Source organism: Curtobacterium sp. MCLR17_031, from assembly GCF_003234775.2.
Lineage (GTDB): Bacteria > Actinomycetota > Actinomycetes > Actinomycetales > Microbacteriaceae > Curtobacterium > Curtobacterium flaccumfaciens.
In genome coordinates, this window is sequence record NZ_CP126270.1 from 482848 (window position 1) to 509163 (window position 26316).

General features: G+C 71.4%; 22 protein-coding genes. 15 read left to right on the top strand and 7 right to left on the bottom strand.

The window, feature by feature from the left end; genetic code table 11:
- Positions 1–61: 61 nt before the first annotated feature.
- On the top strand, positions 62–763 hold the full coding sequence (locus DEI96_RS02485; RefSeq protein ID WP_231564062.1) for a GntR family transcriptional regulator: 702 nt from the start codon (positions 62–64) through the stop codon (positions 761–763).
- 78 nt (positions 764–841) lie between these two features.
- Here DEI96_RS02485 and DEI96_RS02490 read toward each other — a convergent pair whose 3' ends face one another.
- Positions 842–991 (bottom strand): hypothetical protein, encoded by a 150-nt coding sequence (locus tag DEI96_RS02490; RefSeq protein WP_155896754.1) that lies wholly within the window; start codon positions 989–991, stop codon positions 842–844.
- Between the two features lie 228 nt (positions 992–1219).
- Between DEI96_RS02490 and DEI96_RS02495 the strand changes: the two genes are divergently transcribed.
- The 7 genes from DEI96_RS02495 (at position 1220) to DEI96_RS02525 (ending at position 10138) form a co-directional block, all read left to right on the top strand.
- Positions 1220–2320: a LacI family DNA-binding transcriptional regulator gene (locus DEI96_RS02495; protein WP_071250632.1), complete on the top strand. Its 1101-nt coding sequence runs from the start codon at positions 1220–1222 to the stop codon at positions 2318–2320.
- 252 nt (positions 2321–2572) lie between these two features.
- Positions 2573–4315 (top strand): ABC transporter substrate-binding protein, encoded by a 1743-nt coding sequence (locus tag DEI96_RS02500; protein ID WP_246521061.1) that lies wholly within the window; start codon positions 2573–2575, stop codon positions 4313–4315.
- Positions 4312–5292: an ABC transporter permease gene (locus DEI96_RS02505; protein WP_017886395.1), complete on the top strand. Its 981-nt coding sequence runs from the start codon at positions 4312–4314 to the stop codon at positions 5290–5292. Before DEI96_RS02500 ends, DEI96_RS02505 begins: the two co-directional genes overlap by 4 nt.
- Positions 5289–6239, top strand: a complete 951-nt coding sequence (locus tag DEI96_RS02510; RefSeq protein ID WP_111022713.1) for an ABC transporter permease — start codon at positions 5289–5291, stop codon at positions 6237–6239. The genes DEI96_RS02505 and DEI96_RS02510 overlap by 4 nt, the downstream gene beginning before the upstream one ends.
- Positions 6236–8032 carry an ABC transporter ATP-binding protein gene (locus tag DEI96_RS02515; RefSeq protein ID WP_111022714.1) on the top strand — a complete coding sequence of 599 codons (1797 nt, stop codon included), beginning with the start codon at positions 6236–6238 and terminating at the stop codon, positions 8030–8032. The genes DEI96_RS02510 and DEI96_RS02515 overlap by 4 nt, the downstream gene beginning before the upstream one ends.
- Positions 8029–8901 (top strand): alpha/beta fold hydrolase, encoded by an 873-nt coding sequence (locus tag DEI96_RS02520; RefSeq protein WP_111022715.1) that lies wholly within the window; start codon positions 8029–8031, stop codon positions 8899–8901. The genes DEI96_RS02515 and DEI96_RS02520 overlap by 4 nt, the downstream gene beginning before the upstream one ends.
- A gap of 40 nt (positions 8902–8941) precedes the next feature.
- Positions 8942–10138 (top strand): family 1 glycosylhydrolase, encoded by a 1197-nt coding sequence (locus tag DEI96_RS02525; protein ID WP_111022716.1) that lies wholly within the window; start codon positions 8942–8944, stop codon positions 10136–10138.
- Between the two features lie 108 nt (positions 10139–10246).
- Here DEI96_RS02525 and DEI96_RS02530 read toward each other — a convergent pair whose 3' ends face one another.
- Positions 10247–11434, bottom strand: a complete 1188-nt coding sequence (locus DEI96_RS02530; RefSeq protein ID WP_146246871.1) for an ankyrin repeat domain-containing protein — start codon at positions 11432–11434, stop codon at positions 10247–10249.
- Between the two features lie 144 nt (positions 11435–11578).
- Between DEI96_RS02530 and DEI96_RS02535 the strand changes: the two genes are divergently transcribed.
- The 7 genes from DEI96_RS02535 to DEI96_RS02565 all read left to right on the top strand — a co-directional run bounded on the left by DEI96_RS02535 (position 11579) and on the right by DEI96_RS02565 (position 19537).
- A complete protein-coding gene (locus DEI96_RS02535) occupies positions 11579–12199 on the top strand; it encodes an acyltransferase (RefSeq protein ID WP_111022718.1) in 621 nt (206 codons plus the stop codon).
- Complete coding sequence (locus tag DEI96_RS02540; protein WP_111022719.1) at positions 12196–13293, top strand: DegT/DnrJ/EryC1/StrS family aminotransferase; 1098 nt, start codon at positions 12196–12198, stop codon at positions 13291–13293. The genes DEI96_RS02535 and DEI96_RS02540 overlap by 4 nt, the downstream gene beginning before the upstream one ends.
- Positions 13290–14306: a Gfo/Idh/MocA family protein gene (locus tag DEI96_RS02545; protein ID WP_111022720.1), complete on the top strand. Its 1017-nt coding sequence runs from the start codon at positions 13290–13292 to the stop codon at positions 14304–14306. Before DEI96_RS02540 ends, DEI96_RS02545 begins: the two co-directional genes overlap by 4 nt.
- Positions 14303–15610 (top strand): nucleotide sugar dehydrogenase, encoded by a 1308-nt coding sequence (locus tag DEI96_RS02550; RefSeq protein WP_111022721.1) that lies wholly within the window; start codon positions 14303–14305, stop codon positions 15608–15610. The genes DEI96_RS02545 and DEI96_RS02550 overlap by 4 nt, the downstream gene beginning before the upstream one ends.
- Positions 15611–15662: 52 nt before the next feature.
- Positions 15663–16880 carry a lipopolysaccharide biosynthesis protein gene (locus DEI96_RS02555; protein ID WP_181440473.1) on the top strand — a complete coding sequence of 406 codons (1218 nt, stop codon included), beginning with the start codon at positions 15663–15665 and terminating at the stop codon, positions 16878–16880.
- Between the two features lie 72 nt (positions 16881–16952).
- Positions 16953–18131: a glycosyltransferase family protein gene (locus DEI96_RS02560; protein ID WP_111022723.1), complete on the top strand. Its 1179-nt coding sequence runs from the start codon at positions 16953–16955 to the stop codon at positions 18129–18131.
- A complete protein-coding gene (locus tag DEI96_RS02565) occupies positions 18128–19537 on the top strand; it encodes a right-handed parallel beta-helix repeat-containing protein (RefSeq protein ID WP_181440474.1) in 1410 nt (469 codons plus the stop codon). Before DEI96_RS02560 ends, DEI96_RS02565 begins: the two co-directional genes overlap by 4 nt.
- Before the next feature lie 1594 nt (positions 19538–21131).
- Here DEI96_RS02565 and DEI96_RS02570 read toward each other — a convergent pair.
- The 5 genes from DEI96_RS02570 to DEI96_RS02590 all read right to left on the bottom strand — a co-directional run bounded on the left by DEI96_RS02570 (position 21132) and on the right by DEI96_RS02590 (position 26247).
- On the bottom strand, positions 21132–22274 hold the full coding sequence (locus DEI96_RS02570; protein ID WP_111022725.1) for a glycosyltransferase: 1143 nt from the start codon (positions 22272–22274) through the stop codon (positions 21132–21134).
- A 74-nt stretch (positions 22275–22348) separates the two neighbouring features.
- On the bottom strand, positions 22349–23677 hold the full coding sequence (locus tag DEI96_RS02575) for a glycosyltransferase family 4 protein (RefSeq protein ID WP_111022726.1): 1329 nt from the start codon (positions 23675–23677) through the stop codon (positions 22349–22351).
- On the bottom strand, positions 23674–24315 hold the full coding sequence (locus DEI96_RS02580) for a sugar transferase (RefSeq protein WP_111022727.1): 642 nt from the start codon (positions 24313–24315) through the stop codon (positions 23674–23676). Before DEI96_RS02580 ends, DEI96_RS02575 begins: the two co-directional genes overlap by 4 nt.
- Before the next feature lie 14 nt (positions 24316–24329).
- Positions 24330–25694, bottom strand: a complete 1365-nt coding sequence (locus tag DEI96_RS02585; protein WP_111022728.1) for a tyrosine-protein kinase domain-containing protein — start codon at positions 25692–25694, stop codon at positions 24330–24332.
- A 124-nt stretch (positions 25695–25818) separates the two neighbouring features.
- A complete protein-coding gene (locus DEI96_RS02590; protein WP_111022729.1) occupies positions 25819–26247 on the bottom strand; it encodes a DUF3060 domain-containing protein in 429 nt (142 codons plus the stop codon).
- Positions 26248–26316: the final 69 nt, after the last annotated feature.

The window sequence follows — 26316 nt, forward strand, 5'->3', positions numbered from 1 at the left end:
ACGAATTGGTATACCACAACGGTATACCATTCCTGCCGTCACGCCGCTAGGCTTGTCCGCCGTGACCGACACGACCGACGCCGCGCCCGTGTCGCAGACGGCCCAGCTCTACGACAACCTGCGCGCAGCCATCCTGACCCTCGACATCGCACCGGGGGAGCGCATCTCGGAGCGCGGGCTCGAGGCGCGGTTCCACGCCTCGCGCACGCCGGTCCGCGCCGCACTGTCGCGGCTCGAGCGCGAGGGGCTCATCCTGCACGAGGGTCGCTCGTGGACGGTCACCCCGATCGACCTCGACGAGATCGCCTCGCTCGCCGAACTCCGCGGCATCCTCGAGCCCGCTGCCGTCCGGTTGGCCGTCCAGCGTGCCACGCCGGAGCAGTTGGCCGAGGTCCGCGGGCACCTCGACGCGCTCCAGCCCACCCCCGACCAGCAGGCCGGCATCCGCATGGGGTCGACGTTCCACCTCGACCTCGCCGCGCTCGGTGGCAACCGGTTCGTCACCGACGCCATCGCCGATGCCCTGACGCGGCTCGAGCGCACGCGCTGGATCGAGGTCCGCACGCCCGAGGCCCGCGACGCCGCCTGGGACGAGCACAGCGCCATCATCGACGCCGTGCGCGACGGGGACGCGGACCGCGCAGCGGAACTCGTCGCCGCGCACGTCGCCGGCACGAACGACCGGCTCCTCAGCTGGATCGCGCAGGAGCGCCGACGCCTGCGCGGGGCAGGCATGACGATCGTGGGCGCGACCGAGCGCTGAGTGCGCGCGGACGTGAGCGGTCTGCGGGCGCTGCCCGGGCCTCCTGGCCGTGTCCGGGGGGAGGCCGGGCGCGAGCCGCTAGCGCAGGTCCGTCGTCTCCTGCGGTGCGTCGAGGTCGTCGAACGTGCGGATCGAATCCGTGCGTTCGAGCAGCGCGTCGCGCACCTCGGCCTCGTCGTGGCTCGCGCGGAGTGCGAGCTTGCTCCCGGAACGTGTCGACTGTGACATGTCGTGTCCTTCCCCTGTGTGTGGGCAACCTGATCGGTGCGGGCACGCGGCCCGCTGGTGCGCTTCCTCACGGGACGTACTGAGGTCGGAACAGTGTCGCGCGACCCCCGCTGTCCCGCAAGCGTTTCCGGCACCGTGTGGAGAACTCCCGGGACACGCCATGCCTAGGATGGTCCGGCCGCACAGCGCGAGGCGCGGCACCAGCGGACGTCGAAGGGGAGGCACGGGTTGGCCGACCAGCGCACCGCACCTCCCACGGTCTACGACGTCGCGTCTGCAGCCGGCGTCTCCATCGCCACCGTCTCGCGCGTGCTCCGCACGCCCGACGCCGTCCGCGAGGGCACCCGGGACCGCGTGCAGGCGGCGATCCGGAGCCTCGGCTACGTTCCGTCCGGCAACGCCCGGGCTCTCGCCGGCAAGCGCACCGGCGTCGTCGGACTGCTGCTGCCCGGGTTCGACGTGGTGCCCGACGAGCGGCCGGACCTGGTCACCGACGGCGGCGTCCGCGTGGTCGACGACCGGCGCCACGTGACGCAGCCGTTCTCGTCCAACCTGTACTTCGACGAGGTCCTGCGCGGTGCCGAGACCGAGGCCTGGCAGCGGGGGCTCGCGCTCATGGTCGCCGCCGGGCGGGGCTCGTCGCGCGACGTCATCGTGAACGACGTCGCCGGCCGGGTCGACGGGCTCGCCGTGCTGGCGCAGACCGTGCCCGACGACCTGCTCGAGCACGTCGCCCGCCGCATCCCCGTCGTGGTGCTCGCCGACGACCGGCGCTCGCACGGGTTCGACTCGGTGAGCGTGGACAACGCCGCGGGCATGCGGACCCTGGCGTCGCACGTGATCGGGCGCCTGGGGATCCGGTCCCTCGCGTACGTCGCAGGGCCGATCGACTCGCCCGACGACATGGAGCGCTCGGCGGGGTTCCGTGCGGCACTCGCCGACCACGGGGTGCCGGCCTCGGCGGTGCGCACCGTGCACGGCGACTTCGGGCGTGCCCGAGCGCGGGAGCTCGCGGTGTCACTGCTGGCCGACGACGTCCCGCGCGCCGTCGTCTGCTCGAACGACCAGTCCGCCCTCGGGGTGCTCGACGCCGCCGCTGCCCGGGGGCTCCGCGTGCCCGAGGACCTCGTCGTGACCGGGTTCGACGGCATCGACGCCGGTCGGTTCTCGTCGCCGCGCCTGACGACGGTGCACCAGCCGATGGGGGCGCTCGGGCGTGCTGCCGTCCTGGCGATCGTCGACCGGCTCGAACGTCGCGAGGGGCCGCCGCGCGCCGTGCGCCTGCCCGTCGAGGTGCTGCTGCGCGAGAGCTGCCCGCCCGCGCTGTAGCGGGCGTGTCATCGCGAGGTCGCACCGTGCGGGGCGCGTGTGGTGCGAGGTTCCGTGTTCGGTGCGAGCCTCGCGACCTCGCACCACGGACGGAACCTCGCACCACGCGCGACGCCCCTCGCACCGTGCGACGCCCCGCGCCGACGACACCTCGCACGGTGCCACCCCGCGAAACAACACCCGCAGTTGCACGGCGCGATGTAAGCGCATACATTGAGCACGTACCGAATCGACATGGAGGTCGACCGAGCAATGACGCTTCCCCCACAGCGCACGCGCGGCACGCGTGACCCAGGCCCCCGCCGCCGAGGCCGCCTCGTCGCGGCCATCGCCGGCCTCGCCGCAGTGGCCCTCGTGGCCACCGGCTGCAGCATCCAGGTCCGATCCGAACCCGATCCCACCATCGGCAAGGACACGATGCTCATCAACGCGGACCGCGGCAACCCGCTGTTCGACCGCAACTTCAACCCGTACATCGCGAACGCGCGCACGGCCTCCAAGTGGATGTACGAGCCCCTCATCGAGGTGAACCCCCTCGACGGCAAGCGCAACCCCTGGCTCGCCAGCGCGTGGAGCCAGCCCGACGCGAAGACCATCGACATGACGATCCGCTCGGGTGTCGAGTGGTCCGACGGTTCACCGTTCAGCGCGAAGGACGTCGTCTTCACCTTCGACCTGCTCAAGAAGTTCCCCGCCATGGACGTCAAGGGCGCCTGGCAGCACATCAAGAGCATCGAGCAGGACGGTGACCACGTCGTCTTCCACCTCAAGAGCGAGGACGTCCCGAGCCTGACGATCATCGGGCAGACGTACATCCTGGGCGAGGACCACTGGGGCGGCGTGAAGGACCCGACGACCTGGCGCGACCCGAACCCGGTCGGCACCGGGCCGTTCGTCCTCGGCAACTACACCGACCAGCAGTACTCGATGAACAAGAACCCGAAGTACTGGCAGGCCGACAAGATCGCCATCAAGCACCTCATCCTGCCGGCGACGAACACGCAGCTCGACACCGTCACGCGCGGCTACGACTGGGCGTACTCGTTCATCTCCGACGTCAAGGGCACCTGGGGCGCCGCGTCGAAGACGAACGAGTGGTGGTTCCCGGCCGGCGGTGTGATCGGCCTCATCCCGAACCTCACGAAGGCGCCGTACAACGACGTCAACGTCCGCCGGGGCATCTCGCTCGCGCTCGACCGCGACGCCATCGCCGAGACCGCGTCCGAGGGCAACCTGTCGGCGGCGGGCCAGACCGGCCTGATCCTGCCGAACCAGGAGCGCTACCTCAACCCGGACATCCCCGACAAGGGCATGATCACGCAGGACACGAAGGCGGCGCTCGCCAGCCTCGAGAAGTCCGGCTACACCGTGCAGGGCGGCAAGGTCGTCAAGGACGGCAAGCAGCTCGCGATCACGATCATGACCGCGAACGGCTACTCCGACTGGCTCCGCGCCGCGCAGGAGGTCCGCCGCGAACTGACGGCCATCGGCATCAAGGTGACGATCCAGGCGCCGCAGCCCGCCGGGTACCAGCAGAACATCAACAACGGCACGTTCGACATGGCGATGGGCGGCATGGGCAACGGCGACGTCTACCAGGCGTTCAACTCCCTGCTCAGCAGCGAGTTCTACCAGCCCGTCGGCAAGTCGACCGTGAACAACTACGAGCGGTACAAGAACGCCGACACCCAGAAGCTCCTCGACGAGTACAAGGCGACGACGGACACCGCGAAGCAGCAGGAGATCCTCGACCAGCTGCAGCAGACCGTCTACGACGAGCTCCCCGTCATCGGCATGTACTACGGCGGGCTCTGGGGCCTGTTCAACACCGGCAAGTTCGTCGGCTGGCCGAGCGCGAAGGACCCCTACATGGCACCGCAGAACTACGACTCGGCACCGCTGCTCATCTTCACCAAGCTCCGTCTGCGCGACAGCGCCGCCGGCAAGCAGATCCTGCAGGAGCAGAACGCCGCGCAGCAGGAGGACCAGAAGTGAAGTACATCCTCCAGAAACTCGTCCTCTTCGTCCTGACCCTCTGGGCAGCGGTCACGCTGAACTTCGTGCTCCCGCGCCTGATGCCGGGCAGCCCGGCCGACGCCGCACTCGCGAAGCTCAGCCAGAACGGCCCGGTCACCGACGCCACCAAGAAGGCCATCGAGGCCCAGCTCGGGGTGCCGACCGGCAACCTCTGGGACCAGTACGTCAGCTACCTGCACCAGGTCATCACCCTCGACTTCGGCACGAGCTACACGTTCTACCCGCAGCCCGTCGGCGACCTCGTGTCGAAGGCCCTGCCCTACACGCTGATCCTCGTCGGGGTCGTCACGATCCTGGCGTTCGTCCTCGGCACCCTGATCGGTGTCGCGGCGGCGTGGAAGCGCGGCACCTGGCTCGACTCGCTCCCCACCCTGTCGGGCAGCTTCATGTCGACGTTCCCGTACTTCTGGACCGCCCTGCTGCTGTTGTTCTTCCTCGGCTACGTGCTGCACTGGTTCCCGACCACGGGCGCCTACTCGGCCACGACGACGCCGGGCCTGAACGGTGCGTTCTTCGGCGATGCACTGCAGCACGCGGTGCTGCCGGCGGTCACGATCCTGGTGACGAGCCTCGGCGGCTGGATCATCGGCATGCGCAACGCGATGATCAACACGCTCGGTGACGACTACGTGACCTTCGCCGAGGCCAACGGCCTCCGCGGGCGCACCGTCGCCATCCGCTACGCGGCCCGCAACGCGATCCTGCCGAACCTGACCGGCTTCGGTCTGGCGCTCGGTGGCGTGGTCGGCGGTTCCGTCCTGGTCGAGCAGGTCTTCGGCTACCCGGGCATCGGCTACCTGCTGTTCAACGCCGTGATCGGGCAGGACTACCCGCTCATGCAGGCCCTCTTCCTGATGATCACCGTGTCGGTGCTCATCGCCAACTTCATCGTGGACGTCATGTACGGCGTTCTGGACCCGAGGACGCGTCGATGACCAACACCACCACCCCGGACGCCACAGTCGCAGTCCGCACGCAAGAAGAAGCAGCCCAGGCGCCGTCCAAGTGGCGCGCCGCGGCCCGCCAGTTCGGCGTCGTCTGGTCGAACAAGAAGGCCCGGATCGGCATCATCATCCTCGGCGTCTTCGTGTTCGTGGCGATCTTCGCCCCGCTCCTGGCCCCGTACGGTGCCAGCCAGAACGGCTTCGCCCGGTCCGCCGACGCGACGCCCGACCACTGGATGGGCACCACCGCCGCCGGCGAGGACGTCCTGTCCCAGATCATCTACGGCGCCCGCATCTCGGTCATGGTCGGCGCGGTCGCGGGCATCCTGTCCACGCTCGTCGCCGTCGCGATCGGCCTCAGCTGGGGCTACGTCCGCGGCTGGATCGCCGAGGTCATCGGGTTCATCGTGAACCTGTTCCTCGTCATCCCGGGTCTGCCCCTGATGATCGTCATCGCCGCCTACCTGCAGAACGGCGGCATCGCGGTGATCATCGCGGTCATCGTCGTGACCGGTTGGGCATGGGGTGCTCGTGTGCTCCGCTCGCAGACGCAGTCGCTGCGCGGCCGGGACTTCGTCACCGCCGCCCAGTTCTCCGGCGAGGGCGCGACCCGCATCGTGTTCCGCGAGATCCTGCCGAACATGACGAGCCTCATCGTCGGCAGCTTCTTCGGGGCCGCCACCAGCGCCATCCTCGCCGAGGCGGGCCTCGAGTTCCTCGGACTCGGCGACTCGTCGATCGTCAGCTGGGGCACGATCCTGTACTGGGCGCAGAACTCGAACGCGCTGCTCACCGGGCAGTGGATCCTGCTCTTCGCGCCGGGTCTCTGCATCGCACTCCTCGCGATGAGCCTCACCCTGATCAACTTCGGCGTCGACGCCGTGTCCAACCCGCGGCTGCGCGACGGCGCACGGCCCCGTAAGGAGAAGCGCGCATGAGCGGCTTGCCAGAAACGCACCCGGCAGACGGCCTGGAGGCGCCCACCGGCGCCGCCACGGGCCTCCGGTCCGACGCCCGTCACGACCAGGGCGACGCCTCCGTCCTGCTCGACGTCCGCGACCTGTCGGTCGTCTACGAATCGGCCGGCCAGACGGCCGTCCAAGCCGTCGACCACGTGTCGTTCCAGCTCAAGAAGGGCGAGTTCGTCGGCCTGGTCGGCGAGTCCGGTTCCGGCAAGTCGACGCTCGGCTACGCGCTGACCCGGCTGCAGAAGCCGCCGGCGCGCACGAACGGCGGCAGCATCGTCTTCGCGGGCAAGGACATCCGCGACCTCGACGACGAAGCCCTGCGCCAGCAGCGGCAGGGCGGCTTCGCGATGGTGCTGCAGTCCGGCATGAACGCGCTCAACCCGGTGCGCACGATCCGCAACCACTTCATCGACGTCTTCAAGGCGCACGGCCACGTGTCGCGCGACCGCTGGGACGCCCGGATGAAGGAGCTCATCGAGAAGGTGAAGCTGCCGACGTCCATGCTCGCCCGGTTCCCCGGGGAGCTCTCCGGCGGCATGCGGCAGCGCGTCTCCATCGCCCTGGCGCTCTCGCTCGAGCCGCAGCTCATGGTGTTCGACGAGCCGACGACGGCGCTCGACGTGCTCGTGCAGCACGCCGTGATGGACACCATCATCGAGCTGCAGCGCACCGAGGGCTTCACGGCGATCCTGATCAGCCACGACCTCGGCATCGTCCTCGAGGCCACCGAGCGCGTCCTCGTCATGCACGAGGGCCGAATCGTCGAGGACGGCGGCTCCCGCGAGATCCTCCGCGACCCGCAGGACGAGTACACGCAGATGCTCCTGTCGCACTACGCCGACCCCCGCGCCGAGGTGGTGTCGCTGCCGGGCTTCCCGGACCGCTCGCTCCGCGCCGAGGCCGGCGAGAAGCGGCAGGAGACGACCTCGTCGTTCAGCACCGTCGGCTCCCGCGAGCGCAGTGCCGCCCGCAACCCGATCGTCGTCGACCACATCGTGAAGACCTACCCGGCGCCGCGCCGCGGTGAGCAGCCGGTGCAGGCCGTGCGCGACGTGTCGTTCACCCTCGAGCCCGGGCAGTCGCTCGCCCTGGTCGGCCAGTCCGGTTCGGGCAAGTCGACCATCGCGAAGCTGCTCACCGGCGTCGAGAAGCCAACCACCGGCACGGTCCGGTTCGGGGACCTCGACGTCGCCCGCCTCGGCAAGCGCGGTCTACGGGACCTCCGCTCCGAGGTCCAGATGGTGTTCCAGGACCCGTACTCGGCGCTCAACCCGCTGCACACGGTCGAGTACACGCTGTCCCGGCCGATCGCGAACTACACCGGGCTCACCGGGCGCGATGCCCGACGTCGGGTCCTCGAGCTGCTCGAGACGGTGGGGCTCACCCCCGTCGAGCAGTTCGCACAGAAGCTCCCGCACCAGCTCTCCGGCGGGCAGCGGCAGCGTGTGGTGATCGCCCGGGCGCTCGCGAGCGACCCGCAGGTGATCATCGCCGACGAGCCGGTCTCGATGCTCGACGTGACGTTGCGCGCCGGTGTGCTCGCACTGCTCGAGGACCTCCGCGAGCAGTGGGGCGTCTCGCTCCTCTACATCACGCACGACCTGCTGAGTGCGCGGCTCATCACGGACGACATCATGGTGCTCCACGAGGGCGCCGTGGTCGAGCGGGGGCACACGGCCCAGGTGCTGCAGGACCCGCAGGACCCGTACACGATCGCCCTCCTCGACGCCGTTCCCAACCCGCGGAGGACCCTGCGCGCATGACGAACCTGCACGACTTCCCGACGGTCCCGCCGTTCGGGCACCTGCCCACCCCGGACGGCGTCGACGTCGTCGGGATCGACGTCCCGGTCGGGCGGCTCACGGCCTACCGGATCGTGCCCGAAGGGGTGTCGAAGGGCACCGTGCTCATCGTCCCCGGCTACACCGGCTCGAAGGAGGACTGGCGGACCTTCCTGCCCGTCCTCCGCGACGCCGGCTGGACCGCGGTCGCGATCAGCCGGCGTGGTCAGGCCGACTCGGCCGCCCCGACCGAATCGCGGGACTACTCCCTCGACGAAGAAGCCGCCGACGTCGTCCGGGTCGCGCGCCTGCTCGACGACGGTGCCCCCGTGCACCTGATCGGGCACTCGCTCGGCGGTGTGATCGTCCGGGCCGCCGCGCTCCAGGACCCGACGGCGTTCCGCGACGTCGTGCAGTTCTGTTCCGGGCCGCACGGGTGGCCGTACCGCAAGGTCGCCGAGCTGACGATCCTGCACGACACCGGGGGGAACCTCCGGCAGCTGTTCGACTCGACGAACCCGCTCTGGGCGTACCGACCCGACGAGGAGCTGCCCGACGACGTCCGGATGGTCCGAGACCGCTTCGACGCGACGAGCCCGCTCAGCGTCGTCGCCGGTGGCCACATCCTCGAGGACCACACCGACGCCTCCGACGCCCTGCGCGCCACGGGCCTGCCGGTCCTCGTCGCCCACGGCGAGTGGGACAACGCCTGGCCGATCCCGTGGCAGCGGGCGATGGCCGAGCAGACCGGCGCCGAGTACGTCGTCATCCCCGCGAGCTACCACGGCCCCCAGGTCGAGAACCCGCTCGGGACGGTCGCCGTCTTCGACGCATTCCTGAGCCAGCACTGACCTGAGCCAGCACTGACTCGAACAAGCACTGAAAGGCACCATCATCTCCACGCTGCAGTTCCCCGACGGCTTCCTCTGGGGTGCCGCCACCGCCGCCCACCAGATCGAGGGCAACAACGTCAACAGCAACTGGTGGGTGCACGAGCACGAGCCGGACACCACCATCGTCGAGCCCTCGGGCGACGCGGCGGACAGCTACCACCGGTACCGCGAGGACATCCGCATCGCGGCCGAGCTCGGGCTGAACTCCTACCGGTTCAGCATCGAGTGGGCCCGCATCGAGCCCGAGCGCGGGTTCGTCAGCCGTGCCGAGGTCGACCACTACCGCCGCATGGTCGACGCCTGCCACGAGTTCGGCATCGAGCCGATCGTCACCCTCATGCACTTCACCGTGCCGCGCTGGTTCGAACGCGACGGCTTCTGGCGGGCACCCGACGCCGCCGACCTGTTCGCCCGCTACACCGAGGCCGCGCTCCCCGTGGTGCAGGACGGCGTCCGCTACGTCTGCACGATCAACGAGCCGAACATCGCGGCCATGCTCGCCGGCGGCGAGGACGCGGCCAACCTGGTGGCCTTCGGCCTGCCGAACCCGGACCTGGGCGTCGCCGACGCCCTGCTGGCCAGCCACAAGCGGTCGCGCGAGGTCCTGTCACAGGTGTCGGGCCTCCGGTCGGGGTGGACCATCGCGACCCAGGCCTTCAAGTCGTCCGGCGACCCCGGGGCGGACGCCATGCTCCGCGAGTACGGGTACCCGCGCGACGACTGGTACCTCGAGCAGGCCGCCGGCGACGACTTCCTGGGCGTGCAGGCCTACACCCGCACGTTCATCGGTCCGGACGGGCCCCTGCCCGTGACGGACGACGTCGAGACCACCCTGACGGGCTGGGAGTTCTACCCCGAGGCCTCGGCCGACGGGCTCCGCAGCGCGTGGGAGCTCTCCGGCGGCGTCCCGCTGATGATCACCGAGAACGGCATCGCCACCGCCGACGACTCCCGCCGGCAGGCGTACACGCAGGGCGCCCTCGAGGGCATCCACCGCTGCATCGAGGACGGCATCGAGGTCCTCGGCTACCAGCACTGGTCGCTCCTGGACAACTACGAGTGGGCCTCCGGTTTCCGCCCGACGTTCGGGTTGGTCGCGTGGGACCGCGAGACCTTCGAGCGCACGCCGAAGGACTCCGCCCGCTGGTACGGGCGGGTCGCGCAGGCGAACGCCCTCGAGTCGGTCACCGTCTAGGACGGTCGACCCCGCAGGCGCGCGGCGGACGGGAGGCCCTGCTCCCGTCCGCCGCGCTTCCGTGCGCCCGGCACGTGGCCGGGGCACGGGCCGTGGTGCGGGCCGCGCTCAGGCCGCGGCGAGCAGGTCGGCGACGGCCGTCTCGCGGAGCAGCTCCGCCCGGTCCGCGGCGGTCGAGCCCTCGTCGTCGACGGCGTCCCGATCGACGTCGAGCGACAGCACGACCCGGACGGTGTCGAGGTCGCCGGAGTCGACGGCCGCGATCAGCAGCGTCGCGCCCCGTGACCCGCGCGCCCTGGTGTCCGCACCCGCGGTGGCGAGCGCACGCACGATCGCGGCGTGCCCACCCCACGCAGCGCGGACGATCGGGGTGTTGCCGTCGCCGTCACGGGCCTCCAGGTCGGCACCCGCTCCGACCAGCACGTCGACCGCCCGTCGCGCGTCGCGGTCGATCGCCAGCGTCAGCGGCGTCCGCCCCTCGGTGTCCTCCAGCTGCAGGGTCGCGCCCCGGCGCAGGAGTTCCTCGAGCATCTCGGGGTGGTCGAACCACGCGGCGGCGTGCAGCGGGGCGAAGCCCCAGCGGGGGTCGACGTCGTCGACGTCGCTCGCGTCGTCGGCCAGGTGCAGTCCGCCGAGGTCGCCGTAGGCCGCTGCCCGCACCACCTCGGTCGTCCACTCGACCCAGCCGTCCGGCACCGGGCCGTGCCAGCCGCGTGCCGGGCGCGCCTCGAGGTCGGCGTACACGCTCTCGGCGACGCTCCGGATCGCCACCCGGACGCCCCGGAACCGGATCGCGACCTCGCCGACGGGGGAGATCAGCAGGCGGAGTTCCCAGGCGTCGTGCTCGTTCAGGTACTCGAGCTCGCCCCGGGCGACGTGCGCGTCACCGGCGAGCAGTGCTGCGGGATCGACACCCGGCGGGTCGATGACGGCGTCCCGGAGCCGGAGCGACACCCTGGCGTGGTTCCAGCGGCGCCACAGGCCGCTCGGGGTGTCGAGGACCTCGTCGTTTCGGACCACGATGTCGGCGTGCACGACGACCGGGTCCGGCACACCGTGACCCGGCAGGTCGACGGGGGTCGTCACGTCGTCCTCGTCGGCGTCCGGGTCGACGACGGCGTCGGCGGACTCCACGACCCAGCGTTCGATCCTCGAGTCGGTCCACTTGACGGTCAGGAGCGCGGCGACCGTGGGCGGGGCGTCCTCGAGCAACCGGGTCACGTGTTCGCGCTGGCCGTCGAAGTCCTCGAGGGAGACGTAGCCAACGGAGGGCCAGTTCACTCGACTCCATCGCACGGGACGACACTACCGGCGTCCGGCGGTGGGACCGCGGTGCCTTCGCATCGCACTCGCGATCATCACACTTGATATGTCGTACCGGTATATCGTATGGTGGTCGGGCAGCGGAGGTCCCGCCGCGCCTGATCCGGAAGCGCACCCATGACCCCCAGTCCCACTCTCCCGACGGCGTTCATCGCCCCGGCAGCAGTCGTGTCGCCCTCGGCGGCCGTCGCTCCGGGGGTCCGCATCTGGGACGACTCCCACGTCGAGGCACACGCGTCCGTCGGCAGCGAGACCCTCGTCGGCCGCGGCGTCACGATCGGCGCCGGCGTCCAGATCGGTGCCCGCTGCAAGATCCAGAACAGCGCCCTCGTCTACGGACCGGCGGTCGTCGGCGACGGTGTCTTCATCGGCCCCGGTGCCGTCCTCACCAACGACAACACGCCGCGGGCGATCAACCCGGACGGCTCCGTGCAGGACGCCGACGACTGGCGGCCCACGGCCGTCGTCGTCGAGCACGGTGCGTCGATCGGCGCTGGAGCGCTCTGCGTCGCCCCCATCCGCATCGGCCGGTGGGCGATGGTCGCAGCCGGCGCCGTCGTCGTCCACGACGTCCCGGACCATGCGCTCGTCGCCGGGGTCCCCGCCCGCCGCATCGGCTGGGTGAGCCGGACCGGCCGACGGCTGGCGCAGGTCGACGACCGCACGCTGGTCTGCACCGAGACCGGTGACCGCTTCCTCCACTCCGAGACCACCGACACGATCGAGGCGATCCGTTGACCACCACACTCGAACTCATCCCCGCGGCGAAGCCCCTCATCGGCCTCGAAGAACGCCGCGCCGTCGATGCCGTGCTCGAAGGCGGCGGGCTCGCGCAGGGCCCCGAGGTCGCCGCCTTCGAGCGCGAGTTCGGCGACGTCCTCGTCGCCGGAGCCTCGGTCACCGCGGTCAACAGCGGCACCGCTGCACTGCACCTGGCCCTCGTCGCACTGGGGCTCGGCCCCGGCGACGAGGTCATCGTGCCGTCGTTCACCTTCGCCGCCACGGCCAATGCCGTCCGACTCGTCGGCGCCGAGCCGGTGTTCGTCGACATCGATCCCCTGACCTACTGCGTGGACCCGTCGGCCGTCCGCGCCGCGGTCACCCCGGCCACGCGGGCGATCATGCCGGTGCACCTCTACGGGCACCCGGCCGACATGACCGCGATCGCCCGGATCGCCGAGGAGCACGAGCTGCTCGTCGTCGAGGACGCGGCGCAGGCGCACGGAGCCCGCTGGGCAGGCGCGCGCGTTGGCAGTTCGTCCGACGCCGCGGCGTTCAGCCTCTACCCCACCAAGAACATGACCGCGGGCGAAGGGGGCATGGTCTCGACCCGCGACGCCGCGGTCGACCGGATGCTCCGGCTGCTCCGGAACCAGGGCATGGAGCAGCGCTACGCGAACGAGGTCATCGGCTTCAACGCGCGGATGACCGACATCCACGCCGCGATCGGGCGGGTGCAGCTCCGCAAGGTGCTCGGGTGGACCGCACAGCGTCAGGCGAACGCGGCCTACTTCAGCCGTGAACTCGACGGGGTGGTGACACCGACGACCGACCCCCGAGCCGAGCACGTCTTCCACCAGTACGTCGTGCGGGTGCCGTCCGACCGCGACGGCTTCGCGGCCGCGCTGCGCTCCGAGTTCGGCATCGGGACCGGGGTCTACTACCCGACGCCCGTGCACCGCCTCCCGTCGTTCGCACACGACCTCGACCTGCCCGAGACCGAGCGTGCCGCGTCCGAGGTCCTCGCGCTCCCCGTCTACCCGACCCTGACGCTCTCGCAGCTCGACCGCGTCGTCGAGGCCGTCAACACCCTCGCCGGGGCCGGACGATGAGCGGCGTGCTGCGGGCCGGGGTGATCGGCCTCGGGATGATGGGGCGGCACCACGCCCGGGTCCTGCGCTCGCTCGAGGGGGTCGAGCTCGTCGGCGTCGCCGATGCCCTCGGTGACCAGCACGACGTCGCCCAGGGCGTGCCGGTCGTCCGGTCCGTCGGTGAGCTCGTCGCACTCGGCCTCGACACCGCGGTCGTCGCGGTCCCCACGGCGCACCACGAAGCCGTCGGTCTGGAACTCGCCGCGGCGGGGGTGCACGCCCTGATCGAGAAGCCCGTCGCGGTCGACGGTCCGGCTGCCGCGCGCCTCGTGGCCGCCTTCGACCGCGCCGGACTCGTCGGCGCGGTGGGCCACATCGAGCGCTACAACCCGGCGCTCCAGGCGCTGCGACAGCGGCTCGACGCCGGTGAGCTGGGCGACGTCTACCAGATCGTCACGCGTCGCCAGGGGCCCTTCCCCGCACGGATCGCGGACGTCGGCGTCGTGAAGGACCTCGCCACGCACGACATCGACTCGACGTCGTGGATCGCCCGGTCACCGTTCGTCCACGTCGGAGCGCTCGCGGGCACCAAGAGCGGGCGTCCCCACGAGGACCTCGTCACCGTGACCGGACGCCTGGCCGACGGCACCCTGACCTCGCACCTCGTGAACTGGCTCACCCCGTACAAGGAGCGCCTGTTGATCGTCACCGGTGACCGCGGCACGTTCGTCGCCGACACCCTCACCGCCGACCTGACCTTCCACGCGAACGGCACCGTCCAGACCGAGTGGGACCAGGTCGCCGCGTTCCGGGGTGTGTCCGAGGGGGCCAGTACCCGGTTCGCCATCACCAAGCGCGAGCCGCTCCTGGTCGAGCACGAGGCGTTCCGCGACGCCGTGCTCGGGCGGCCGTCGGACGTCGTCACCCTCCGCGACGGCCTCCGGACGGTGCTCGTCGCCGAGGCCGTCCTCGAGTCCTCGCGGATCCAACAGACCGTGCAGCTCGGCACGGACGCCGAAGGAGCAGCAGCATGAACGTCGTCGTCGTCGGTCTCGGCAAGATCGGGCTCCCGCTCGCTGTCCAGTACGCACGGTCCGGTGCACACGTCACGGGCCTCGACGTCGCGAGCGGGGTGGTCGACGCCGTGAACGCTGCGACCGAGCCCTTCCCCGGCGAGCACGGGCTCGCCGACGGCCTGCGTGAGGTGGTCCCCGCAGGGATGCTCCGCGCGACCACGGACGCCGCGGCAGCGATCCCCGGCGCCGACGTCGTCGTGGTCGTCGTGCCGCTCTTCGTCGATGCCGACGGCATCCCCGACTTCGGCTGGATGGACGCCGCCACCGACACGATCGGCGACCACCTGCGACCCGGCACCCTGGTCGCGTACGAGACGACGCTGCCGGTCGGGACGACCCGTGGCCGCTGGGCACCCCGGCTCGAGGCCCGCTCCGGACTCGTCGAGGGGCAGGACTTCCACGTGGTGTTCTCGCCGGAGCGGGTCCTGACCGGCCGGGTGTTCGCCGACCTCCGGCGCTACCCGAAGCTCGTCGGTGGTCTCTCCGACCAGGGCTCGGCGCGCGGCCGGGCCTTCTACGAAGCGGTGCTGCAGTTCGACGAGCGCGACGACCTCGGTCGGCCGAACGGCGTGTGGGACCTCCGCACCGCCGAGGCCGCCGAACTCGCGAAGCTCGCCGAGACCACCTACCGCGACGTCAACATCGCGCTGGCGAACGAGTTCGCCCGGTTCGCCGAACGGCAGTCCATCGACATCGCCGCGGTCATCGATGCCTGCAACTCCCAGCCGTACAGCCACATCCACCGCCCCGGCATCGCGGTCGGCGGTCACTGCATCCCGGTGTACCCGCGGCTGTACCTCTGGAACGACCCGGAGGCCACGGTCGTCCGTGCCGCCCGTGCGCGGAACGCCGCGATGCCGTCGCACGCGGTCGACCTCCTCGAGCGTCTGCACGGTGACCTGCGTGACCAGCGCGTCGTCGTCCTCGGCGCGGCGTACCGCGGCGGGGTGAAGGAGACCGCCTTCTCCGGAGTGTTCGGCACGGTCGACGCACTCCGGGCGCACGGCGCGCTCGTGACGGTCTCCGACCCGCTCTACTCCGACGACGAACTCCGCCGTCTCGGCTTCGAGCCACACACCGACGGCGAACCGGTCGACGCCGCGGTCGTGCAGGCCGACCACGCCGAGTACGCGACGTGGGACGAGTCCCGGCTCCCCGGCGTCCGCACGGTCGTCGACGGCCGACGGGTCCTCGACGTCGAACGGTGGGCGTCCACCACGGTGACCGCGATCGGTGCTCCGCCCGTGGTCCCCGTGGTCTGACACCGTGCGGTCCTCGCCCCGTCGGCGTCTCCCGGCGATCGCGACGATCCTCGTGGGCACGGTCCTCGGACAGGGCCTGGTCGTGGCGATCTCACCGCTGCTGACCCGGCTCTACACCCCGGCGGACTTCGGCACGCTCGCGGTCGTCACGGCGGTCGCGAGCATCCTCGGAGCCGGAGCGACGCTCGGTACCGACCGCGCGCTGGTCGTCGCACACGACCGGGCGACGACCGACGCGCTGGTCACACTCGGTCTGCTCTCGACGCTGGTCGTCGGTGCAGGCACCGCCTGGGCTGCCTGGGTCCTCCGCGGTGACGCGGCACGGTGGTTCACCGCACCGGCCCTCGAGGACCTGTGGTGGACCGTGCCCGTGACGGTCGTCGCGGTGGGGGCGCAACGGATCGCCTCGGCCGTGCTCGCGCGACGGCAGCAGCACCGGTCCATCGCCGTGCGCAACGCCTGCCAGGGCATCGGCCAGTCCGTCTGGAACCTGGCGATGGCCGCGGCCGGTCCGGTCGGGCTGGTGGGTGGCCTGGCGGTCGGCCGGATCGCGGCCGTGCTCGGGATGGTCCGGTTCCGGCGGGGCGACGGCGAGCGGATCACCCCTCGGGCGCTCTCGTCCGCCGCCCGTCACCACCGGCGGTTCCTCGTCATCACGCCGTGGTCCTCGATGCTGAACGTCGTCGGCCAGCAGGCGCCGGGCCTGCTCATCGCGGCCCTGCACGGCAGCGTCGCCGCAGGCTTCGTCGCCCTCACGATGCGGGTGCTCGGTGCGCCCGTCGGCATGGTGGCCGACGCCACCGCGCAGTACGCCGCCGGGGCGTTCGGACTCCGCATCCGATCCGGTGATCCCGTGCGCCGGCTCGTCCTGCGGCTCGTCGCGCGTCTCGCCACCGCCGGTGCGGTCGCGGTGCTCGTCGTCGTGCTGCTCGGACCCGCCGTGTTCTCGGCCGTGTTCGGTGCGGAGTGGGCGGTCTCCGGCACCTACGCCCAGGTCCTCGTCCCGGCGTTCGCGGTCCAGGTCGCCGCATCGCCGGTCACGCAGGTGCTGTCGATGCTGCAGCGGCAGGGGGCACAGCTGACGTGGGACGCATCACGTCTCGTGGTGTGCGCCGCCGCGGTGCTCGTGCCGTCCGTGCTCGGGGCCCCGATGCCGGTCGTGCTCGTCGCGCTCGCCTCGGCGATGACCGTCTCCTACGTCGCCGTCCTGCTGCTCGTGGTGCGAGCGACCCGCCGTCATGACGACCATCTGCTCGACGGATCGTGGTGAACAGACGAGTCTACCGGAATGCAACATGTATATAACTCGCGCGGGGGCCGCGGCGCCCCGTAGTTTCGCTGCATGGCCCCTCGACCCCGCCCGTTCGACATCGTCCACGTCTCGAGCGCCCACCCGTGGACCGACAACCGAGTGCACCTCCGTGCTGCGGCGAGCGCAGCGCGTGCCGGGTACCGCACAGCGCTGGTCGCCGTCGCTGCCGCCGGCGCCGGTGCCGATCCGGACTGGCACCTGCCCGATCCCGAGACGGGGGTGTACGTCCGACGCATCCCGGCTCGGCGTCGCGGGCGACGGGTCCTGGTGTCCTCGGTCCAGGTCATCGGGGCGGCACTCTCGTCACGTGCGCCGATCGTGCACCTGCACGACCCCGAACTGCTCTGGGCGCTCCCGCTCCTGCGTGTGCTGCACCGGACGGTGGTGTACGACGCCCACGAAGACCTGCCGGAGCAGGTGCGGGGCAAGGAGTACCTCGGCCCCGTCGCCCGCCGTGGCAGCACGGTGGCGGCGCACGCGGCAGTCGCCCTGGCGCGCCGGTCACGCACGGTGGTGGCCGCGACGCCGACCATCGCGCGCCGCTTCCGCGCCGACCGGACCGTCCTGGTCCGGAACGTCCCACGGCTCCGTGCCCAGGACACCGACGCCCCACCGGCCGCTGCTCGTGGTCGGGTGGCCGTCTACCTGGGGTCCATCAGCCGCGACCGGGGGATCGACGTCCTCACCGGGGTCGCGGCGTCACCCGGGCTCCCGGACGGCTGGCGCGTGGTCACCGCCGGTCCGATCGACTCGGCGGTCGACCGCGGTGCGTTCGACGCGCTGGTCGACACCGGACGCATCGACCACCGCGGCGTCCTGGCACCCCACAGGGCCCGCGACCTCTTGGTGACGGCTCGCGTCGGGCTCCTCCCACTCCTGCCGACGCCCGCCTACGCTGCGTCGATCCCCACCAAGCTCTTCGAGTACCTGGCGGCCGGACTGGCGGTCGTCGCCACCGACGTCCCGCTCTGGCGCGAGCTGCTCGACGGCGCCGACTGCGCGACGTGGGTGCCACCGGGTGACCCGGAAGCCGTCGTGGCCGCACTCCGCCGGTACGACAGCGATCCTGAGCTGCTGCGACGGCACGCCGAAGCCGGCCGCGCCCTGGTGCTCGAACGCTTCCGGTGGGACCACGAAGAGCACGTCCTGCTCGACCTGTACCGCTCGCTGTCCGGCGCCTCGCCGGTGCCGGAAGCCGTCGGGCGGTGACGCCGCTCCGGACACCCCGGTCGGTCGTCAGCCGACGGGGTGCGCTGTTCGGCGCGGCCGGAGCGATCCCCGCAGCGCTGCTCGCCACCGGGACCCGGCCGGCTGCCGCGTCCGGGCGCTCGACTCCCGCGCCGGCGGACACGGCCCGGACGGTGACCGACGCCGGGGTCGCCCGGTTGCAGGACGCCGTCGCGGCCACCGACGCGGGTGCCGTGCTCGTCGTGACCCGGCACTGGGCGCTGTCCGAGCCGCTGCGGATCGACCGCGCGGTGACGATCCGGTTCGTCGGCGGATCGCTCTCCACCACGCGCGACATCGACCTGGTCGTCGTCGCCGCGTCGGACGTGACCATCATCGACGCGGTCCTCCGAGGTTCCGGGTCGGACCACTCCGGGCTCGGTCGGGGTGTCCACGTCGTCGGCACCGTCACCCGGCCGTTCCGCGACGTCCGGATCCTCGGCGCTGACATCCGCGACTTCTCCCACGACGGTGTCCTGCTCGACCACTGCGCGGCGTTCACCGTCGCGGACTGCGTCATCGCCGACGTCGGCTACGCCGGGGTGCTCATGTTCTCGTGCACCGACGGCACGGTGCGCGGCAACCGCATCGCCCGGGTGACCCAGCCTGCGCCGTACCTGAACTCGTACGGCATCGAGGCCGTCCGCGCGACCACCACCGGACTCCTCGGCGCACCACGTTCGGCCCGGATCGTCATCGCGGACAACCACGTCTCCGACGTCCCCGCGTGGGAAGGCATCGACACCCACGGCGGCCAGTCCATCGCGATCCACCGCAACCTCGTCGAGAACTGCCGGGTCGGGATCGCCATCGTCCCCTCGAAGGACGAGGCGAACGCCGGCGCCACGAAGTACGCGCCCCTCGACTGCTCGGTCATCGACAACGTCGTCCGCCGCACGACGTCCGGCCCCGGGTCCGGCATAGTCATCCGCGGCGCGGGCGAGACCGTCGGGGACCCCGCCGAACGGGCGAACGGCATCGTCCTCCGCAACACCGTGACGGGCTACGGGGACGGTGACCGCGACGGGGCCGTGCTCGTCTACCTGACGCGGCACCTGATCGTCGCGCACAACCACTGCCCGGGCGGAGTCCGTCGCGGGCTCTCCCTGTACCACTCGAACGACGGCATCACGCTCGTCGGCAACCGGATCGCGGGGCTGCGGCGACAGGGTACGGCGACGTCGGTCGCGATCGACGTCCGCGCCACCGAGAACCGCGGGCACCTGGTGGGCAACCGGTACGAGGGCAGCGTCGAGAGCGGTGCCGTCTACGGGGTGCTGTGCCGCCAGACGGCCAACGACCTGGTGCTCGTGGACAACGACTGGGCCGCGGCGACGACCGCGGTCGTGGCCGGTGCCGGCGCGGTGCTCCGGGTCCGCGAGGGCTGAGCTGCTCGACGGCCGGGCACCTTCCGCCGGTCGGTCCGGCCAGCGGTCCGCGCACGTGCTGCAGCATCGCGGCGCCCAGCACCATGCGCCGGCGCCGCGCGGAGCAGCAACCGTGCCGGTGCCGACGCCTGTGTCAGCGCGGGCGCGGGTGCTCCGCCCACGAGTGCCGAACGGCGGCCGCTCCGGGACCGTGCTCGCAGCCGATCGTCGCCCGGAACGGTGGGCCGCCGTCTGGGCGAGGCGCGCTCCCAGCCACTGCGCGGGGCGATCAGCAGGATCAGCGTCCCCATCAGCAGCCCGTGCGAGAGCATCGCCGTGAAGATGGACGTGTTGGACAGCATGATGCTCGGCATCACCACCGCCATCGCCGCGACCCGCATCGGGAGCCCCCGGCTCGCGCCGTCGAGGAACCGCAGCCAGACGAACAGCGCAGCCGCCGCGACGAAGATCCCGATCCACCCCAGGTTCGCGAACCCGTCGGCGAACAGGTTGGCGTTCGCGTAGCCCACCGATCCGGGCACCAGGTAGTCGGAGATCCGTTTCGGCGGTGGCAGATCGTACGGGTACTCGATCCAGGGGCTGAGGAACGAGTACCCGTACCGGGCGACGGTGTTGTCGGAGAAGTAGTCGACGTACACCGAGGACAGCAGCCCCGGCGTCAGCATGAAGCGGCGGGTGAACACCGACGTCCAGGTGATGCCGCCCTGCACCTCGTCGGCGACCGCGGAGACGATCATGATCGCGAGTGGTGCACCGAGGAAGGCGAGCGACCGCGCCGGCTTCGTGCCCCGGAACAGCACCGCCATCCCGAGGACGGCGATGAACGAGAACAGGACCGCCTTGAACCCGGTGCTCGAGTACAGCAGGAACTGCCCGGCCAAGGCGAGGACCACCAGGGACGGGCGGCGACGGAAGATGCCGCGCGCGAGGACCAGCGGGTTGATCACGTACGCCTGACCGGTCAACAGGTACCCGAGGGCCCCGCCGGTCCCGACGTCGGCCGAGTAGTCGGCACGCACCTCGTAGATGTCGTCGAGCGCCAGGAACCGGATGTGGATGCCGACCGTGGCCGCCATCAGGCCGTACGTGACGAGGGAGTAGAGGCCGCACACCAGCCAGGTGAGCGTGCCACGGTCGATCCGCCGCGCGCCGATGACCAGCACGTCGTCCGCCGCCTCGACCCGGGCTGCCGGAGCAGTCGCGCCGCTCGGCGTGGCCAGGCTGACCAGTGCGAACGCCGTCCCGACCGCGGCACTCAGCGCGATCGCCGTGGCGGTGGACACGTACCCGGTCGAGACGCTCATGATCATCGTCGGGCTGACGCACACGACGAAGATCGTCCAGAGCACGACGTGCGACGGCCGGACGAGCACCCGGGGGAGCGTCAGCGCCACCCCGGTCGTCAGCACGATGACGACGAGCAGCGCCTGCCAGGGCGCGGGGACGTAGCCGTACCCCAGGTACGAGAAGATCGGTGCAACGAGGTTCGCCGAGATCCAGTTCATCGTGAGGCCGAGGAGCCCGACCGCGACGAACACGCCCGTCACCCGTCCCACCGGACGCGCGAGCTCGGCGCGGTCGATCGTCGCCCGCGTCACCGGGTGGCCGTCGGCGTCGGTCGTGCTGCGCGGACGCCGGGCAGGAGTTCGTCGTACATCTCGACCAGCCGCTCGGCTTCCGGGGCCCAGGTGAACCGCGCGGCCGCCCGCCGGGCCTCGGCACCGTGTCGCTCGAGGAGCGCGGGGTCGTCCGCGTACCGGCGGATCGCCTCCGCGATGGCTGCGGGGTCGTCAGCCGGGACGAAGGTCACGCACTCGACCCCGCGCAGCAGGTGCCGCCACAGGGGGATGTCGGTGGCGATGACGGCGAGCCCGGCCGCGAGGTACTCGAACAGCTTCGTCGGGAAGATCTGGTCGGTGACGGGCGTCCGACGGAAGGGGACCACGCCGATCCGGGAGCGGAGGAGCAGGTCGCGCGCCTCCATGGGACCGACGACGCCGCCGTGCACAGCCCGGCCGGTGGCCTCGGCGGCGCGCAACCGCTCCGTCGACGTCGCCCGGTCGATCGAGCCGACCATCTCGACCCGCCATCCCGCCGGGAACGACGGCTCCTCGACGACGGACGCGAGCACGTCGATGCCACGGTCGTGACTCAGGACCCCGACGTGCGCGACCAGGGCGGGCCGTGCCTCCAGGCCGACCTGGGCGTCGTCTTCCGCACGCGCGAAGGGGAAGTTGTGGATCGCGATCCGGCGCGGTGCCGGGAACCGGCGTCCGGTCCACTCGGTCGCGGTGACCACCCGGTTCGCGGTCCCGGCCACGCGGAGCAGCCCGTGCGAGAGCGACGCGAACACGGCACGCTGGCGGTGGGTCAGGTAGTCCTTGCCCCAGACCTGGTCGGGCAGGTCCTCGTGCGCGTCGTAGACGACGGTGCGGCCGGCCAACCGGAGCACCGGGATGGTCCAGATGAGCTCGGGATCGTGCAGGTGCACCACCCGGGCGCGCGACCGCAGCGCGAGGGTGAGCGCCTGCGTCGTCGACACGACCATGCGCCGGACACGCGCACGCCGTGGGATCCGCACCACCTCGACGGCCGTGGGTGGGGCGCCGAGGTCGGACTCGACCGCGATGAGGCGGACGCGGTAACCGGCGTCGGCGGCTGCCGCGGCCTCCCGCAGGTGGACGCGGTTGTCGACCCAGGGGTGGGCGCTGGAGACGTGGACGATGTCGGGGAGCATGCTCGGGTTTCCTCGGACGGGACGGGACGGGACGGGACGGGACGGGACGGGACAGGACAGGGGACAGGGGATGGTCAGGCGGCGACGGTGTCGTCGAGGACGCCGGCCAGGACGCCGGCCAGCCGGCGGTAGTCGTGCTCGCGGACGACGTGGTCGCGACCGCGGGCACCCATGGCCTCGCGTTCGGCGGCGGGCATCGCCGCGAGCGTGAGGATGCCCTCGGCGATCGCCTCGGGGTCGTCCGGCCGGACGTGCAGGCCACTGGCCGAAGCGGCCACCGGCTCGAGCGTGACGGGTGCTCCGACGAGCAACGGGCGGCCGAGCAGCATGTACTCGTACTGCTTGTTCATCGAGACGCCGTGTCGGTAGAGGGGCAGGTCGTGCATGTTGACGACCAGGCAGTCCGCTCGGCGTCCGATGCGGCGGGCGTCGTCCTGCGGCACCCGTCCGTCCCAGATCACGTCCACGCCGGCCTGGAGGCGCGACGCACGTTCGCGGAGCGCGCTGACGTCCGATCCGTCCCCGACCATGCGGAGCTCCAGGCGCGGGCCGCCGCTCGCGGCGGCCCGGCGGGCGGCGAGGTCGAAGCCGTCGAGGACGGCTTCGAGCGCGTTCGCCGGCCCCATCGAGCCGATGTAGGTGACCGTGAAGCGGTCGTCAGCGGGCGCGGGCTCGGGCGCGAGTGCGAGTGCGGTGTCGGGCTCGTCCGCGGGCTCTTCGGGTGCGTCGGGTGCGTCGGGTGCGTCGGATTCGTCGGGTTCGTCGGCTCGCTCGTCGAGCGCGACACCGTTCGGGACCCAGGTGAAGGGCGTGGGCTGACCGCGGTCGGCGTAGTACCGGCCGACGCCCTCGAGCGGGGAGACGATGTGCGCTGCCCGACGGACGATGGTCCGTTCCAGCCGTCGGAGCAGCCGGACCGCCGGGTGCCGTTCGGTCATGCCCGCCAGCCCGAGGGCTGACTCCGGCCAGAGGTCGCGCGGCTCGAAGACGAACGGCACCTCCATCCGTCGTGCGAGCACCGAGGCGCCCCATGCGGCCAGGGGATGGAAGGACCCACCGATCACGACGTCCGGTCGGGGGAGCCCTCGGAGCGACCCCGGTCGGAGCAGCAGCGCGGTGAACAGGCCGATGTCGGCGATGCGACGGATCGCCCGGCGAGCGCCCGCGCCACGGTGGTCGACTCCGCGGAGCCAGCAGAACTCGTACCCGTCGCCCGTCCAGCGCTCGCGCAGCGTCGTCCCGTGCAGGTGGGAGCGGCCGGAGGGGTGGTCCGTGCCGGCGGCGATGACCACCGTGCGCCACCCGTACTCGGTCAGGCCCGCGGCGAGGTGCTGGTGCCGGGTCGCGCGGCCGTCCCGCTCGCGGTGGTGCGCGTAGTGGTTGACGATCCAGACGGTCCTCACCGTGATCCACCCGTCATCGCCGCGGTCCCCTCGAAGACGTCGGAACTGACGTGGCCCGGCGCGGCGATGCCCTCGCGTCGGAGCACAACGACGACCGTGCGGAGCAGGATGCGGAGGTCGAGGCCGAGGGTCACGGTGTCGACGTACTCGACGTCCGACCGGAGCCGCTCTGGCCACGGGAGCGCGTTGCGGCCACGGACCTGGGCGAGACCGGTCAGACCGGGCAGGACGTCGTGTCGGCGGGACTCCTCGGCGCTGTAGAGGTCGAGGTACCGGCAGAGGGTCGGGCGGGGGCCGACGAAGCTCATGTCACCCCGCAGGATGTTCCACAGGCTGGGGAGCTCGTCCAGGCTCGTCGACCGCAGGAACGAACCGAACGGCGTGAGGCGGTCGTTGTCGCTGACGAGGCCGGCCGCGGGGTCCGGCTCGAGCATCGTGCGGAACTTCAGGATGGTGAACGTCTTGCCGTGGAGCCCGGGGCGGGGCTGCCGGAACAGCACGGGACGACCGAGCCGAGCCGCGACGAGGACGGCGACGACGGCGAGCACCGGAGCGAGTGCGACGAGCGCGAGGGAAGCGCCGACGATGTCGGAGAGGCGCTTGGCGCGGAGCGTGCGCGTGCGGCGGGGGGACTGCATGGGTCGTGTCCTTGTCATCGGTCAGAAGGGCGAGCGCTCTTGTACTCGGAGCGGTAGTAGGCACTCCGGGACGCCTTGTGCTTGGTCTTGGTGAGGACGATGCCGGCGACCTGCTGGCCGACGCGCGCCAGTGCCTCGATCGCCAGTCGGACGTCGGAACGCTTCGTCTGGTTGGCGGCCGTGACCAGCAGGGTCGTCGACACGAGCGTGCTGACGAGCGCCGAGTCGGTGACCGCGAGGACCGGCGGTGTGTCGACCAGGACGACGTCGTAGTTGGCGGCCAGCTCGGCGAGGACCCGTGCCATCGCCTCGGACCCGATCAGCTCGCTGGGGTTCGGGGGGATCGTGCCGGCAGGTAGGACCGAGAGGCCGTCGAGACCCCAGTCCTGCAGGACGTCGTCGAGCTCGACGCGGCCGACGAGCAGGTCGGTGAGGCCGACGGCGCCTTCGAGGCTCATCACGGCGGCGACGTTCGGGCGACGGAGGTCGGCATCGATGATGACGGTCCGCATGCCGCTCTTGCTCAGGGCGATCCCGAGGTTGGCGGTGGTGGTCGTCTTCCCCTCGGACGGCCTGGCGCTTGTCACGGCGATGGTCGGCGCGCCGCTGGTCCGGAGGAACTGGATGTTCGTGCGGAGGCTGCGGAAGGCCTCGGACCGCGCCGAGTTCACCTCGTCCCGGATGATCAGCGGGTGCCGACCAGCGTCGGCGTCGAACGCGATGTCGCCGACCACGGGGACGTCGCCGTCCAGGTCCTCGCTGGAGCGGACGCGCGTGTCGACCGCAGCGCGGAGCAGCGCGAGTGCCGCGCCCGCTGCGAGACCGCCGAGCAGACCGAGCGCGAGGTCGGCGGTCTTCCGTGGGGCGATGGGACTCAGCGGTCGGGACGCGGGCGTGACTTCCTCGAGCCTGACGGACGGTGCCTGGTCGGCTCCGGCGGGCTCGATCTCCTGTACCACCGTGGCGAGGCTCTTGCCGATCTGTTCGGCGATCGTGGCTGCCGCCTTGGCGGACCCGTCCTGCACGGCGATCTTGATGATCACGGTGCCGGCGTCGACCGAGGTGGTGACCTGGGAGGCGAGTGCCGCGGGGGTGACGTCGAGGTCGAGCTCGTCGACCACGCCCTGCAGCACGCGGGGGGAGGTCGCGAGTTGCATGTACGACTTGATCTTCTGCTGCGCGGCGGTCGAACCCTGTGCGATCTCGCCAGCAGTCGCCGAGGTGTCGCCGGCGACCGAGACGTAGTACGAGGTCGAAGCCTCGTAGGTGGGAGGGGTGACGCTCGTGACGACGAGGGATGCACCGGCTCCGAGGAGCGTTGCACCGGCGATGATCCACCAGCCCGAGAGGAGGGCGCGGATGACGGCGAGGTAGTTCAAGAAGGGCCTCCGGTCGGGTTGCAGGACCAGTGTAAAACATCACATCTGAAAGAACAATACGGCGCGCAGAAGGGGACGGAAGAACTGCTCCCGTCCCCTCCTGGTGCGGTTGTCCGGGTCAGCCTCAGCCGGCTGCCGTGATGGTGTTCCCCTTGCCCTGGTCGTCGACCTTGGGCGCCTCGCCCTTGTAGGTGAGCGTGTTGTTCGACCCGCTGAAGAAGACCTTCTTCGTCGAGGAGACCGAGATCGTGGCGTTGCTCGCCTCGACCGTGATGGTGCCGATCGTGCCGAGGTCGTAGGTGCGATCCGAGCTGATGAGGTTCGCCGCTGCGCAGTCATCGGTCGTGATCGTCTTGTCCGAGTCCTCGTCCTCGTCCCAGAGCTGCACAGCCCCGTCGATGCACTCGTTGTAGGTGGTCTGCGCAGCCTTCGTGGTGCTCGAGGCGGTCGGGGTGGGGTCCTTCGTGTCGGACGAGCTGCACGCCGTGACGCCGAGCGCGGCGACGAGGGCGATGGATGCTGCGGCGAGACCGCGGCGGATCATGGTGTTCATCGGGTTTCCTCTCCGAGGAGTTCGTTCGGCGTTGACGCCGTGCGGAAGAAGGGGAGGCCCCTCCCGTCG

Bases quoted from the DNA above. Each gene is read 5' to 3' on its own strand.
- DEI96_RS02490 (WP_155896754.1), bottom strand. From the start codon at position 991: ATGTCACAGTCGACACGTTCCGGGAGCAAGCTCGCACTCCGCGCGAGC.
- DEI96_RS02500 (WP_246521061.1), top strand. From the start codon at position 2,573: ATGACGCTTCCCCCACAGCGCACGCGCGGCACGCGTGACCCAGGCCCC.
- DEI96_RS02510 (WP_111022713.1), top strand. From the start codon at position 5,289: ATGACCAACACCACCACCCCGGACGCCACAGTCGCAGTCCGCACGCAA.
- DEI96_RS02515 (WP_111022714.1), top strand. From the start codon at position 6,236: ATGAGCGGCTTGCCAGAAACGCACCCGGCAGACGGCCTGGAGGCGCCC.
- DEI96_RS02520 (WP_111022715.1), top strand. From the start codon at position 8,029: ATGACGAACCTGCACGACTTCCCGACGGTCCCGCCGTTCGGGCACCTG.
- DEI96_RS02535 (WP_111022718.1), top strand. From the start codon at position 11,579: ATGACCCCCAGTCCCACTCTCCCGACGGCGTTCATCGCCCCGGCAGCA.
- DEI96_RS02545 (WP_111022720.1), top strand. From the start codon at position 13,290: ATGAGCGGCGTGCTGCGGGCCGGGGTGATCGGCCTCGGGATGATGGGG.
- DEI96_RS02550 (WP_111022721.1), top strand. From the start codon at position 14,303: ATGAACGTCGTCGTCGTCGGTCTCGGCAAGATCGGGCTCCCGCTCGCT.
- DEI96_RS02560 (WP_111022723.1), top strand. From the start codon at position 16,953: ATGGCCCCTCGACCCCGCCCGTTCGACATCGTCCACGTCTCGAGCGCC.
- DEI96_RS02570 (WP_111022725.1), bottom strand. From the start codon at position 22,274: ATGCTCCCCGACATCGTCCACGTCTCCAGCGCCCACCCCTGGGTCGAC.
- DEI96_RS02580 (WP_111022727.1), bottom strand. From the start codon at position 24,315: ATGCAGTCCCCCCGCCGCACGCGCACGCTCCGCGCCAAGCGCCTCTCC.
- DEI96_RS02590 (WP_111022729.1), bottom strand. From the start codon at position 26,247: ATGAACACCATGATCCGCCGCGGTCTCGCCGCAGCATCCATCGCCCTC.